Below are 13,535 nucleotides of genomic sequence, written 5' to 3'. Positions count from 1 at the left end.
TGTAAAAGGCCTTTTTAGAGAAATGCATATGCAAAACGTCATATGTCAAAAGACAGATACACCATATCTGACCGAGTAAATGGCGGCTTGGGTTCTGTCCCTGACAGCCAGCTTGCTGATGATATTTGAAACATGATTTTTGACTGTGCCTTCTGTAATGTACAGCTTTTCAGCAATTTCTTTGTTATTCAGCCCGTACCCCAGCTCAGCCAGAACCTCGATTTCGCGCTCGGTCAAGTCGAGCAGCTCCTTAGGTTTTTCTATGTCGCTTATTCCTTTCAGCTGTTTTTCACGCTTCCATTCATTCAGCATTTGAGCAGTCAGTTCCGGAGGAAGCACCATTCCGCCAGAATGAACAGTCATGACCGCTTTTACAATCGTATCTGCCGACATGTCCTTCAGCAGGTATCCGCTCGCTCCTTCTTCAAGCGCTTCAGCAATCAGCTCTGAGTCCTTGAAGGTTGTCAGCATCAAAACCTTTACGCCGGGCAAAGAGCTTGTAATCAATTTTGTTCCTTCGACACCATTGGAGACCGGCATGCGGATGTCCATTAACACGATATCCGGCTCCAGCTCTTTCGCCTTTTCGAAGGCTTCCTGTCCGTTTCGCGCCGTTGCGATCACATCGAGCTCTTCTCGGAGCTGAAGCAGGGATGCCAGCCCTTCTCTGACGATATCCTGATCGTCGGTAATGATGATCTTAATCATGATAAATTCTCCTTTTGCTGTGCGGGCCCGAAGCTCCATTTTTTATTAGCCAGTGAAAATTCGGCGATTACAGTAAACCCTTGATCCCGTTCACTCTCAAAGCGGATCGTTCCGCCATGCTCCGCTGCCCGCTTTTTCATATTCAAGAGGCCAAAGCCAAGTGCCGTTTCTGGATTTCCTTTGCCGTCATCCTTAATGACAAGGCTTATGCTGTCCGTTGTGCAGGCAAGCTGTATCGAACAGGCTGTGGCGCCGCCGTGCCGTTTGGCATTGGTCAGTGCTTCCTGCACCGTTCTGATCAGGGTCGGATGGAGAGACAGCGGGATGATTGCAGGATCGCCGCTGACCGCAAATTCAGTTGTAACTCCTGCATTTTTGTAAAAGTCTTCTGTCAGCTGTTTCAGCGATTCGATTAGCGAAGGATCGTTTTCCGTTTGCAGGGTGCGTACTGATAAGCGGACATCATCAAGCGCTTCACGGGCAAGCGTGTCACAGACACCGACTGTCTCATCCGCTTTTTGGCTGTCTCTTTTTTGCCATTCACGCAAAAGCTGCAGCTGAACGAGGAGCGCCGTCATTTTGTGTCCGACTGTATCATGGATTTCCCTTGCCATTCTATTCCGCTCATGAATGGCGGTCAGCTCCTCAACCTGCTTCGCATATAAATGCAGCTCCTCGTGGGCAGCAGACAGCGCCAAGTGGGATTCTGTCAGTTCCCGGTACTGCTGTTTTGCCGTTTCCTGCGCATCCAACAGCTTGCGGATTAATTTGCCCACAACACCGCAGAAGACAACGAATGTCATGCTGGTCAAATGATCAATGACAAATTCATTGCCGAACATCGCATATGTACGGATGAGGACGAGCAAAAACAAAATAGAGCAAAGACATAAGACAGACCAAGCTGTTCTTTTAGGAAACCCCCGCAGAAAAAAGGCGACCGCAACCGGACAAAGCATAATAATGAACAAACCTGTGCCGGGAAAGATAAATCCGAACGAAAAGCCGATTGCAATATCAATCAGACAAAACCAGATGGCACTTGTCTCTTTTGTCAGCAAAACATGATTGGCTGCATACATGGCAGCACCTGCTGCGATAAATACATATCCAAACCAGTTATCCTCTTTGACAATGGACAAATACATTAAACAACTCACCATCAAGGTGAACATTCTCGTAAAAAAAAGAGCCTTCACACTCATCACTCCCGATACCCAATTCCCTTCTTATCATACCTTCCTCAGGGCATTTTTGACAGGAGTTTCTGGAAAATAAAAAATCCCCCTGCCGTTTTTTCGGCAAGGGGATTGCAGTCAATTCACAAATAGAATATGGGCCCCGGAAACAGGATCTTTCACTCGGAAGCTGTTTTCCATTTCTTCGATCGAATATCCGGCGCGTTTGACTCGGTCAGCCACTTGATCCAGTTCCTCTTGATGAGGCAGGACAACCGTGTAATAGTCTAGTCCGCTGGCATTTGTCGGTTTGGGCGGCGCGTTTCTTCCCGCCCAAATGTTTAAGCCGATATGATGGTGGTAGCCTCCGGCTGAAACGAAGAGAGCGGACATGCCCGCATAGTTTCCGACAATGTCAAAGCCCAGCACATCTGTATAAAACGCTTTTGCTTCATTCAAATCACTGACATGCAGATGAATGTGTCCGATGATTGTATCGTTGGGAAGCGCTGTTTTCCGTTCATCTCCTGCCTCTTCCAATAGGCCTTCAATGTCAACAGCGGTTGTCGTCATGACGTAGTTCCCTTCCCGGTCACGCTGCCACGTGCTGCGGGGGCGGTCAGCGTACATTTCAATGCCGTTGCCATCAGGATCAGACAGGTAGAGCGCTTCGCTGACAGCATGGTCCCCATGTCCGATGGCAATGCCGTGTTCAATCAGGCGGGCGAGCGCGATCCCAAGTTCCTTCCTGTCCGGAAGAAGAATCGCAAAGTGATAAAGACCCGTCACAGACCGTTCAGGCAAGACGACGGCGCTTGGATTTTCTTCAAGAATAAGCAGAACGCGCTTCCCGTCAGCCGTTAATTCAGCTCGATGATCCGTCTTTTTTAAAACTTGAAAACCGATGACGTTACAGTAGAACTGAAGGGAACGCTCCAAACTGCGGATTGTGAGTTTGGCATAGCCAATGTGTGTATCCTCATGAATGCTGGTCATGCTGTATGCCTCTTTTCTTATGCTGATACGTTTGTGTTCTTTTTTCCTTTAAACACTAATGGGTCCAGCGCCAGGAATCGGCTTCCCGTAAGCGCCAGGTGGATGGATGTCAAAAGCAGAAGGTAATCAAATTCTGCATTGCCCATGAATGGCGCTTTCAGCTTAACTGTGATGATGGCGCCGATCAGTGTAAGTGCGAACAGTACACCGACAATACGTGTAGCCAATCCGAAGAAGACAAGCACTCCGCCAATGAGTTCAATCGCTGCGATGACATACGCCATAAAGCTTGGAAGGCCTATGCTGCCGAAAAATTGGATGGTGCCCTCCATTCCCTGAAACTTAGACAAACCGTGGACAAAAAAGATAATACCTGTAATAACTCTTAAAAGTAATGTGCCAATTTCAAATGATTTATTCATTTGATCCTCCTTGATAAATGTTATCACTTACTTAATGTAAGCTAGTATATATACATAACTTGTTTACGTCAAGTAATTTTGTTACATTTTACGAAAATGACATAAAAGTACTATAAAACTGTAACAAAAAAGACCTCTGTGCAGGACAAAGGTCTATTTCTCAAATTGGCTTTCATATAAGTTGCTGTAAAATCCTTTTTGCCGGATCAGATCATCATGGCTGCCCTTTTCAATCATTTCGCCGTCTTTCAGCACCACAATCTGATCCGCTCTTTGAATGGTATTCAGCCTGTGGGCAATGATGACGCTTGTTCTTCCTTCCATTAAACGGGCAAGCGCTTCTTGAATGTTGACTTCCGTTACGGTATCAATGTTGCTTGTTGCTTCATCCAAAATGAGAAGAACCGGATCGGCAAGCACCGCCCGCGCTATAGAAATTAACTGTTTCTGTCCTTGACTGATGCCCGAGCCGTTTTGCGTCAGCACGGTGTCGTACCCTTTTGGCAGCCTTTCAATAAAACTATGGGCATTTGCTGTTTTTGCAGCTGCTTCTACTTCCTGATCAGAAGCATCAAGCCTGCCGTAGCGAATATTTTCTCTGATCGTTCCTTGAAACAAAAACGAATCCTGAAGAACAAATCCCATGTTTTTTCTCAGGCTTGCTCTAGTAAGGGTTTTAATATCTGTACCGTCGATTAAAATTTTTCCTTCGTCAGGCTCGTAAAAACGGGCGAGTAGGTTGGTGACTGTCGTCTTTCCCGCTCCCGTCGGCCCGACAAACGCGATGGACTGCCCGGCAGGCACGGTAAACTGTAAATGCTTCAGTGTATGTCGCCCTTTATCGTAACCGAAGGACACATCCCGAAATTCAATGCTTCCTGTTTGGATAGGCTGATGCACGGCGTTCTTTTCATCCTCGCGCTCTTCTTTTTCATCAAGCACGTCAAATACCCGTTCAGCGCCGGCAATTGCGGACAGCATTGTATTAAACTGGTTGGCCAGATCGTTTAAAGGACGTGTAAATTGTCTTGAATACTCGGCAAAGACGACGATTGAGCCGATCGAGATCCAGCCTTTCAGCGCGAACAGACCGCCGATTGCCGCAATCATTGTAAAGCTTAAGTTATTCAAAGAGTTCATGACTTTCGGGATAAACCCTGAAATCGTCTGCGCCCAAAAGCCCGACGTCTTGAGAGCAGCGTTTTTTTCGAGAAATTCAGCAGTAATCTGCTTCTCACGCGAATAGGCTTTAATGACCTTTGCGCCGGAAACAGATTCCTCAATATACCCATTCAGATCACCAAGATTTTTCTGCTGTTCTTTAAACAGCTTTCCCGTTCGGTTGGTGATCCATTTCAGGCTCGCTGCCATCACCGGAATAATGGTCAGCGTAATCAATGTAAGGAGCGGGCTCATGTACAGCATCACCGCAACGGTCCCGACAAAGGTGATCACGCTTGACAAAATTTGAATGACTGACGTATTTAAGGTAGAACTGACATTTTCAATGTCATTCGTCACCCGGCTCATCAGCTCGCCGTGCCGCTGTTTATCAAAAAACGGAATCGGCAGCTCATGCAGATGGGTGAACAATTCGCTTCTCATTCTGAAAACCGTGCCCTGCGAGATCGTAATCATCCAATAGTTTTGAAACCAGAGCGATAGGGACTGAATGATATAGATAGCGAGCAGAAGAAGCAAAACAGGAATCAAGCCATTGACCGTTTTCCCAACGATAAAATGGTCAATGGCCTTTCCGATCACAAAGGGGCCAAGGAGCCCGAATATCGCGCTGATGACAACCATCAGCATGACAAGTACGAGCAGTCCTTTTCGTTCAGCCAAGTAAGACCAGATTCGTCTCAGTGTACCCTTTGTATCCTTTGCTTTCGCCCGCTTTTTCGCGCTTTCTTTTTTGTCAATTGGCAGTTTGGGATATTGGAAAGGCTTGCGGATGTCTTTTAGCATGACTCGCTCCCCTCCCTTCCGAATTGTGACTCGTAAATGCGCTTGTATAACTGAGATTCAGAAAGCAGCTCACTGTGAGTGCCTTTTTCAATCAGTTCGCCGTCCTCAAGCAGCAAAATCTGATCAGCTTTCATTGCTGTGGTCATTTTTTGTGTAATGATCAAAGTTGTGCACTCGTATGTGCTGATTGCCTCAAGCAGCTTCGCTTCCGTTTGCAGGTCAAGCGCGCTTGTGCTGTCATCCAAAAGAAGGATGGCCGGCTTTCGGATCAGCGCCCGCGCAATGGAAATCCGCTGTTTCTGGCCGCCGGACAGATTGACGCCCCTTTGCCCCAAAACTGTGTCATATCCATTTGGGAGCTTCAAAATCGTTTCATGAATTTGCGTGTGTTTGGCCGCATCCATTATTTCATCTAGTGAAGCATTTTCTTTGCCCCAAGCGATATTTTCTTTGACTGTGCCGGAAAACAAGAGAACCTCCTGCGGTACATATCCAATTTGCCTGCGCAGCCCTTCAGCCGGAAAATCTTGAATCGGCTTTTCATCTATGTAAATACGGCCTGCATCCGGCTGATAAAGCCTCGGAATGAGCTGAAAAAGCGTGGACTTGCCCGAGCCCGTCGCACCGAGAATCGCGATTGTTTCTCTTGGTTTTGCGGAAAATGAGACATTTCTGAGCGCTTCCCTGTCCATTTCAGGATAGCGGAAGGATACATGCTGAAACTCAATCCGTCCCGCCAAACGATCAGATATGATGCCTTCCTCCCGCTCGTCGCCTTCTGTTTCAAGCACCTCGCCGATTCTATCTCCTGAAGCCTTCGCCCTTGTGAAAATCATAATCAAAAACGGAAACATCGAAAGCGCGCCCGTAATTCGTGTGGCATAGTTGATAATCGCAACAACATCGCCGACCTGAGTGCTTCCGCACGTGATACTGTAGGCCCCCGCCCACAAAATCAACAGGATGCAGAGATTCATCAAAAGCATCAATACAGGCATCGTGAATTCCACAAGCTGAAAGGCAGAAACCGTTTTTTCCATCAGCCTTGTGTTGGCTTTGATAAATTTTTTGACCTCGTGGCTGCCGCGAAGCAGCGCTTTGATCAGCTTGATTGCGGTTAAGTTTTCCTGCATGATGTTGTTCACTTGATCCAGCCGTTTCTGCACTGAACGGAACAGCGCCCCGCCTTTCTGTAATACCCATAGCAAAAACAAGATCAGGATCGGAATGGCCACAAGCAGAAAAAAGCCGAGCTTCGCATTAACGGCAAGCGACAGCACAATGCCGCCTGCAATCATTAAAGGAGCCCGCAGCATAAACCGCAAACTCATAAAAATCATATTTTGAACCTGTGTGACATCGTTTGTCAGCCTTGTAATATAAGAAGAGGATGAAAACTGTCCAAATGTAGAATAGGAGAAGGACTGGATTTTTTGAAAAAGCCCTTTTCTCGTATCATAGGAAAAGCTTTGGCTGACATGGGCGGCATAAAAGGAATTCAGCATCCCCGCCGCAAAGGATAGCACGGTCAGCCCGATCATGACCGCGCCCCATTTCCATACATGCCGCAGATCTTGCTTCAATATCCCATCGTCGATGATTTTCGCAATCAATAAAGGCTGCATCAGTTCAACCGCAAGCTCCGTCAGCATAAGAATCAGCGCAATTCCCGCCAGCAATGAATATGGTTTTAAAAACGACAAAGCCTTTTGCATGTAAAAGCCTCCAAACCCCTTTTTACTCGATTGTCTCTTTCTTTACTTTACTATGGCGGTCTTTTTGACGGCAAACGAAAACCCTCCCGAAAAGGAGGGCTGTCTTTATTGATTCAATATTTTTTCCACACGCTCCCGCATCTGCGGCACGCTTAATCCGATAATCACCTGAAACGCCTTCCCGTTCCTGACGATGCCATGTGCGCCAAGCGCCCGGAATACGCTGTCGGGTTCAACCTTTGTTTCGTCCTTGACACTGACTCTGAGACGGGTGGCGCAGTTTGTGACTTCAGTGACGTTGTCTTTTCCGCCCAGCGCTTCAATATACAGAAAAGCAGTGTCATCCGCCGTTTCTGCAGCGGAGGCCGCCGTTTCATCCTTGTTTTTTCGTTCTCTGTATTCCTTTTTCGAATACAGCTTTGTTTCCTGCTGTTCATCCTTTTCCCGTCCTGGTGTAGCAATATTGAATTTGAGGATTAAAAATCTGAAGACGAAAAAATAAATAGCTGTAAACGAGAGCCCGATCAAAATTTGGTACACATATGTCATACCGTGGCTGCCAAAGAGCGGAATCCAGTTCAAGGTCACCGCTTCGATCAGTCCGCCCCCCATGTTTCCGACGACGCCGGCCATATACATAACTGTCGACATTGTGGCGGCAAGCACGGCGTGTACCGCAAATAAGAATGGTGAAATGAATAAGAAAGTAAATTCAATCGGCTCTGTAATCCCGGCGACAATCGCTGTCAGTGTGACAGGAATCAACAGCCCTGCAACGAGTTTTTTCTTTTCCTTTTTGGCTGTCACATAAAAAGCAAGAGCGATACCCGGAATACCGAAGATTTTCGAGTTGCCATGAAGCGCGAACCCGCCTTGCGGGAAGAGTTCCTTCAGCGGTTTGGCGCTTTGCGAATATTCGCCGAGATGCTGTGCCCAATACGTGACGATCCCGCCTTCCGCTACAGCCGGGCCATAAATAAACGGCGTGTAAATAAAATGATGAAGGCCAGTCGGAATTAAAATCCGTTCCAGAAACGTGTATATCCAAACGCCCACCGCCCCGGAAGCAACCAGGAAGCTTTGAAGCGAGCCAATTCCAGATTGAACCATCGGCCATATATAAGACACAGCCAGCGCAATGGGGATCATAATAAAGAAGGAAATCATCACGATATACGTTGAACCCTGAAAGATGCCGAGAAAATCGGGCAGTTTTTTATCAAAATAGCGGTTATGCAAAAAGACGACAATCGAAGAAATAAAGATGGCTCCGATAATGTTGGTATCGAGCGTTTTTATGCCCGCAATCATCGTTAATCCGCTCGTTCCGCCGACCTCTTGATTCATGTCGACGCCAAATGCTCCTCCCCATACCGTCAATATCGAGCTGACAAAATAGTTGAATGTCAAGTAAACAGTAAGCGCTTCCAAACAAGCGCGTGCCTGAGCTTTCTTCGCCAAAGCAACCGGGATGCCAATGGCGAATAAGAGCGGCATTTGGTTAAAGACAGTCCAGCCGCCCTGCTCAATGATATACCAGCACTGATACCAAACACCGTCAGGATCGGCGAGCGATCCCATGAGGGTTTTATTTTTAAAGAGCGTGCTGATACCGACGATAATGCCGGCGAACGCGAATAATAAAACAGGCACAAACATCGCGCTTCCAAAGCGCTGAATTTTTTGCATCATACCAGAACCCCCTGCTACTCATTGTCATTTTTTTCTGCCTCTTTGTAATCAACATATGCGCGGAACAATGCTTCGCCAACGAGAAAAAACGGTGCAAAAGCGACAATTTCCGTTTTATCGCTTAATGTCACAGGTTTGCTTGTCGCATAGAGATTATGCGGAGTCAGCTGGGCGAGGACATTGTTTTTTAAATTCGTAATGGAAATAAAGGGAATACCCTTTGCAGAAAGCATTCTTGCCTGAGGAATCAGCTCCGGTGTTTCTCCGGAAAGAGAAATGATGATAAACAGATCGTTCACTTTAAAATCCCCGCGCATCAGATTAAATTCATTCGTGTCTTCAATCAAAATAAGATAGCGATGGCGCGGAATAAACATTCTTTGCAGGTCGCGGGCGCATATCTTTTGCGCATTTCCAGAACCGTAGACGAAAATGCGGTCCGCTTCATCAATCAGCTGGCACATGTCCGTCATGTCCTTTGTCCGTAAGAACTTCAAATTTGCTTCAATATCATCAAGCAGCTTTTCAAAACTCATACTCTCGCCTTCTTCCGGCTGATCTTCCCACTTTAAAAAGACGCGAAATTCACTGTAGCCGCTGAAACCGAGCTTTTGGGCAAGTCGCAAAATTGAGGAACGCGATACACTGCAAGCTTTGGCCAGCGCGTCGATTCCAAGGTGATAGCACGTGTGCTTATGATTCAATATATATTTTAAAATATGAAAATCGTTGTCATTCAATTTGCTGTAGTGCTGATTGATCAGTTCTTCGAGCTGCATATCAGATCCCCCCATTTTCTTTCTATTATATACAATTACAGATTCGAAAATGGGGGAATTTCATTTATGATATGCGGGTTGGGCTTTGATCAAGCTCAGGCCAGAAGTCTTTGTTGGCCTCCACTAAATCCTCAAGAATGAGTCTTGCCACACGCGCGTTCGGCACTGTTTTTGACAGGATCAGCGCCTGCCACAGCTTTTGGAAGGATTTCTCCGCCCACGCTTCAACAGTCAGCTTCTCAACGGATACCTGCTGCTCCATGAGCCCTTTCTGGAATTGCGGAATGGTGCCGACGGTAATCGGTTCAGGCCCATTTGAGCCGACGATGCATGGCACCTCAACCATCGCAGTCGGGTCAAAGTTCGCAATTGCACCGTTATTTTCAACAATCAACAGCATTCTTTCACCTGTGTTGTAGGCAATCGCCCGGGCAAGATCAACGATATACGATGCGTGGTCATCGATTTTAATTTCGCTGTTTTCCGAGGACTGTTCACGTGTGATCATGTCACATTGGCTGAAAATAAAAGCTTCGCGCCCTTCCATGACTTCATTCGCCCGCGTATGATTCGGATTTGATTTTTTCACCATATCATCTGGGAACAAATAATATTGCAAATACGTATTTGGCAGTGTGTCAGGATCTGCGGCCTGCACGTCACGCGCTTTGGCGAACGTGTCATTCCAGCTTGCCTCCACCGCTTCAGCCTCTGTTTTCGGAATATAACCGTATTGGGATACATGTTCCTTCAGCTTCGGCATTAAATCGTTGCCCTCTTGATCCTGAATCGATGTCCACCAGCCGAAATGATTCAATCCGTAATAGCGGACCTTCATCTCTTTTCTTGAGGACAAGCCAAGAATTTGCGCCATCCGGTCTTCGATTCCAACAGGCATATCACAGATATTGAGAATTTTAGAATTCGGTCTAAGGCGTCTCGTAGCTTCAGCTACAATCGCCGCAGGGTTGGAATAATTGAGCATCCACGCATCAGGCGAGTATTTTTCCATGTAATCTAATATTTCAAGCACACCGCCGATCGAACGCATCCCGTACGCGATCCCGCCCGGCCCGCATGTCTCCTGGCCGACAACTCCGTACCTTAACGGAATTTGTTCATCCAGCGCGCGCATTGCGTATTTCCCTACCCGGATGTGCGCCATAACAAAATCGACATCTGTAAAAGCTTCTTCCGGGTCAGTCGTCGCTGCAAATTCAATATCCGGCGCTTTTTCTCTGATAAAAACATCACAGGCGCCTGCAATGCGATCCTGTCTCTCCTTATCATTATCATACAGCTTCAGCTTTCTGATCGGAAACTCCTCCAAATGGTCCAAGAGCATGAGTACGATCCCTGGAGTGAAAGTGCTTCCTCCGCCCGCTATTACAATTGAGAATGATTTTTTCTTCATATGACGACCTCCTTGATAACGTTTACAATTTCATTTATACCATGGGAAAGCCCGTCCCGTAACACGTTTGGCGCACTTAGGTCATTTGATCAATTTTAGTGTTTTTTCCCATAGAGCGGGAAATTTCTCATTTACCTTCCGTCCGTAAGATTTGGTTTTTTTTCCTTTTTTGTAATCTTAAAGTCTCATCAACTGTGAATTTTAAGTGAATATACGCCCTTCCAGTTCTTATGAAAAGGTTCTTTTGTACGATTCGGATACATGCCGAATTATTTATAATCATTTATATAAAACATCCAATTGTGCGTGAATTTAGAAAAGGCAGGGGACAAAAGTTGGACTCATATAAAGTCATTGAGCTGGCAAACAAGTACAGTGCGGCCGCAGAAGAGGTCAGAAGCTCCAAAATGCTGCTTGAATCCCGGTTATCTGCAATGGGAGATGCTTGGCAGGGAAAAGCAAGAGATTCGTTTGACCAGGATTTCGAGGAAACGAAAGCCGCCTACGACCAATTTGAACAGGAGCTGCTTGAAACTAGCCAGGAGCTGAAGGCAGCCGCTGTCAAAATAGAAGAACGAAAAACTGAAATTGCCAGAATGGAAGAACTGGAACGTAAAGCAAGAGAGGAAAGACATAAACTCGGGAGGTGAACGGTGTGTCAGGAAACATTGCAGTTGATCCGGATAAGCTTGAACAGCTTGCAAATGATGTAGTCACTGAATTGACTGATATGGAAAACAAATATAAGGATCTGCATGTGGAGCTGGGGCAGATGATTTTGCAATGCGATCCCCGCTACAGCAGCTGTTTTTCCGGAGTGGGCGATGCGTGGAGCTCAGGAAAAGCGCTCGTCACCAAGCTGAATGACAATGAGATTTTCATCAGAAAAACGGGCGATAAATTTGTGGAACAAGATGATATTTTGCGAAAGCTCTACAATGCCTACGACAAATACGGCACGATGACAAGCTTAACCGCCCTTATGCTGACACAGGGAAAATATTACGGATTAGGGCTTACGAAATTTGTGAAACAGCCAAGCGGCTTGCATACCGCCCAGCACTCAAAACTTCTATTGGATATTTCCAGGGCCGTTGACAGCTCCCGTTATCAAAAAGCGGCAAGAGTGCTTTTGAACCCTAAATATTTGTTAAAAAAGACAAACCGGCCATTTTCAGATTTGGTACATAAAAAGTTTACAAAATACTTCCCTCAGGACACGGTGGATTTTTCAAACAGCGTCAGAAGCTACACAAAAGGATTTCTTAATGAAGCCGGCGTACGCTCAACTTTAAAGGATGTAGGAAAAACGGGTTTAAAATTCGCAAAAGGAAATGCCATTACCGCCACACTGATTACCGGTGCGACCGAAACGTTCGGAGCGGGCTTGAAAATAGCTGAAAATTACGCGAAATACCAGGACAAACCGGAAGTTCTCAAGCGTGAAAACGCCAAGGCCGTCGGGAATGCTGTGAATAACACCATTTTTATTGCGGGCGGTGCGACAGCTGGTGCTGTTGTAGGCGGTGCCGTAGGAAGTGTGTTAGGCCCTGTCGGCACCGTAGTCGGAGGCACAATTGGTTCGGCGGTAGGCGGATTTGTTGGGGAAAAAATCGCAAAATTCACATCAGTCTATGCTGAAAAAGCAGCGATAAAGCTGAAAGAGCCGATCCATGCTGTCGTTGATACAGCCAAAAAAGGGCTGGAATCAGCCGGCAAAGTCGTCAAATCAGTGAATGACGGCATAGATGCGGCGAATAAATCGATACATAAAGGGATAGACAGCGCGAAAAAAGGAATGGAAAAAGCAAAGAAAACAGCGGATTCGCTTATACACGGCGCAACCCATTTCCTTAAAGGGAAATTTTCATTTGGATAGGAGAATAAACAATGAAGCAGTTTACAATTAGCATAGAAGAACTCTTGTTTTGTTTTTACAGCGAAGGGTTTTTTGAACAGGGAATGGCCTTAAAACAAGCTTATTTTCCCGAAATAGAAGATGAACAGCTCGGCTCCTTATTTGAAGCTGCGTGCCGCTCACTCTTAGCCAAGGAGGCGGCGGAATATCGGAATCATCAATATCGGTTAAAGGACGAATACTGTCCGTTTATCCATGTGTTAAACGATGCGGACTATACAGTGAAGCTATCCAAATTTGATGAACAAGCCAAAGAACAGAATATATCCTGCCATGTTTCGAAGTTTGGCACTTACTCTCATGAATTGCTGTTTGATGAACAGGTACATAGAATCAAAAAAATGGATTCAACTAATGGAGTACTCTCTAAAACATACGAGTTTTTAAATGTAATAGATGCAGAAGATCATAAAGAATCAATGATCACCCTGACGTCAACTGAATTCGAATGGCTTCTGGAGGGCGCTTCAGACACTCCCGCATATCTGAAGGAATTTCTAGATAAGCATGATCACCAAGAGGACGTGACCCGTTTTGTAAATGATCTGGCTTTGCGAAAAGGAAAAATGGATACGCTGATGCGGCTGGTTTATGACAAAGACAACTCGCCGGAAGTGGCTGATATGGCTTTCGTCCTGCCTGGCAGCCGTCATACTTGGCTGGTAACAGGCATTACTCAAAATGAATTTTCTATCGTAACAGCAAATAAAGATGTGATAAAAGGAATACTTTTTTGCTAAAGAGC

General features: G+C 46.1%; 12 protein-coding genes. 3 read left to right on the top strand and 9 right to left on the bottom strand.

Annotation, left to right across the window (positions count from 1 at the left end; genetic code table 11):
* Positions 1-45: 45 nt before the first annotated feature.
* The 9 genes from lnrK to glvA form a co-directional block, all read right to left on the bottom strand.
* Positions 46-708: a two-component system response regulator LnrK gene (gene lnrK / locus NZD81_RS20160; protein WP_069149196.1), complete on the bottom strand. Its 663-nt coding sequence runs from the start codon at positions 706-708 to the stop codon at positions 46-48.
* The gene (lnrJ, locus tag NZD81_RS20155; protein WP_282374094.1) at positions 705-1,907 is read right to left on the bottom strand and encodes a two-component system sensor histidine kinase LnrJ; all 1,203 of its coding nucleotides are present in this window, start codon (positions 1,905-1,907) and stop codon (positions 705-707) included. Before lnrJ ends, lnrK begins: the two co-directional genes overlap by 4 nt.
* A 117-nt stretch (positions 1,908-2,024) precedes the next feature.
* Complete coding sequence (catE, locus tag NZD81_RS20150) at positions 2,025-2,882, bottom strand: catechol 2,3-dioxygenase (protein WP_103031760.1); 858 nt, start codon at positions 2,880-2,882, stop codon at positions 2,025-2,027.
* A gap of 17 nt (positions 2,883-2,899) precedes the next feature.
* Positions 2,900-3,304: a DoxX family oxidoreductase CatD gene (gene catD, locus NZD81_RS20145; RefSeq protein WP_014663239.1), complete on the bottom strand. Its 405-nt coding sequence runs from the start codon at positions 3,302-3,304 to the stop codon at positions 2,900-2,902.
* 153 nt (positions 3,305-3,457) lie between these two features.
* A complete protein-coding gene (locus NZD81_RS20140) occupies positions 3,458-5,272 on the bottom strand; it encodes an ABC transporter ATP-binding protein (protein ID WP_014663238.1) in 1,815 nt (604 codons plus the stop codon).
* The gene (locus NZD81_RS20135; RefSeq protein ID WP_282374093.1) at positions 5,266-6,987 is read right to left on the bottom strand and encodes an ABC transporter ATP-binding protein; all 1,722 of its coding nucleotides are present in this window, start codon (positions 6,985-6,987) and stop codon (positions 5,266-5,268) included. Before NZD81_RS20135 ends, NZD81_RS20140 begins: the two co-directional genes overlap by 7 nt.
* Before the next feature lie 105 nt (positions 6,988-7,092).
* Positions 7,093-8,679 carry a PTS maltose transporter subunit IIBC gene (gene malP, locus NZD81_RS20130; protein ID WP_282374092.1) on the bottom strand — a complete coding sequence of 529 codons (1,587 nt, stop codon included), beginning with the start codon at positions 8,677-8,679 and terminating at the stop codon, positions 7,093-7,095.
* Positions 8,680-8,693: 14 nt separating this feature from the next.
* Entirely contained in the window at positions 8,694-9,458 is a 765-nt protein-coding gene (gene glvR / locus NZD81_RS20125) for a MurR/RpiR family transcriptional regulator GlvR (RefSeq protein WP_014476181.1), read from the bottom strand.
* Between the two features lie 64 nt (positions 9,459-9,522).
* Positions 9,523-10,872, bottom strand: coding sequence for a maltose-6'-phosphate glucosidase (glvA, locus tag NZD81_RS20120; RefSeq protein WP_040083710.1), 1,350 nt, complete (start codon positions 10,870-10,872; stop codon positions 9,523-9,525).
* Positions 10,873-11,207: 335 nt separating this feature from the next.
* On the opposite strand from glvA, the gene NZD81_RS20115 reads away from it, so the two are divergent.
* The 3 genes from NZD81_RS20115 to NZD81_RS20105 are packed head-to-tail and all read left to right on the top strand — an operon-like array spanning position 11,208 to position 13,530.
* Positions 11,208-11,522 carry a WXG100 family type VII secretion target gene (locus tag NZD81_RS20115; RefSeq protein WP_014663232.1) on the top strand — a complete coding sequence of 105 codons (315 nt, stop codon included), beginning with the start codon at positions 11,208-11,210 and terminating at the stop codon, positions 11,520-11,522.
* A 5-nt stretch (positions 11,523-11,527) separates the two neighbouring features.
* Positions 11,528-12,751, top strand: a complete 1,224-nt coding sequence (locus NZD81_RS20110; protein WP_103031757.1) for a hypothetical protein — start codon at positions 11,528-11,530, stop codon at positions 12,749-12,751.
* 11 nt (positions 12,752-12,762) lie between these two features.
* Positions 12,763-13,530: a hypothetical protein gene (locus NZD81_RS20105; RefSeq protein WP_014663230.1), complete on the top strand. Its 768-nt coding sequence runs from the start codon at positions 12,763-12,765 to the stop codon at positions 13,528-13,530.
* The last annotated feature ends 5 nt before the right edge of the window (positions 13,531-13,535 follow it).

The organism is Bacillus sp. B.PNR1, assembly GCF_030386235.1.
GTDB classification, from domain to species: Bacteria; Bacillota; Bacilli; order Bacillales; family Bacillaceae; genus Bacillus; species Bacillus stercoris.
The sequence above is the reverse complement of the archived record's forward strand: the minus strand, read 5'-3'. Positions and strand labels throughout refer to the sequence as shown.

Bases quoted from the DNA above. Each gene is read 5' to 3' on its own strand.
- lnrK (WP_069149196.1), bottom strand. From the start codon at position 708: ATGATTAAGATCATCATTACCGACGATCAGGATATCGTCAGAGAAGGG.
- catE (WP_103031760.1), bottom strand. From the start codon at position 2,882: ATGACCAGCATTCATGAGGATACACACATTGGCTATGCCAAACTCACA.
- catD (WP_014663239.1), bottom strand. From the start codon at position 3,304: ATGAATAAATCATTTGAAATTGGCACATTACTTTTAAGAGTTATTACA.
- NZD81_RS20140 (WP_014663238.1), bottom strand. From the start codon at position 5,272: ATGCTAAAAGACATCCGCAAGCCTTTCCAATATCCCAAACTGCCAATT.
- NZD81_RS20135 (WP_282374093.1), bottom strand. From the start codon at position 6,987: ATGCAAAAGGCTTTGTCGTTTTTAAAACCATATTCATTGCTGGCGGGA.
- malP (WP_282374092.1), bottom strand. From the start codon at position 8,679: ATGATGCAAAAAATTCAGCGCTTTGGAAGCGCGATGTTTGTGCCTGTT.
- glvR (WP_014476181.1), bottom strand. From the start codon at position 9,458: ATGCAGCTCGAAGAACTGATCAATCAGCACTACAGCAAATTGAATGAC.
- glvA (WP_040083710.1), bottom strand. From the start codon at position 10,872: ATGAAGAAAAAATCATTCTCAATTGTAATAGCGGGCGGAGGAAGCACT.
- NZD81_RS20105 (WP_014663230.1), top strand. From the start codon at position 12,763: ATGAAGCAGTTTACAATTAGCATAGAAGAACTCTTGTTTTGTTTTTAC.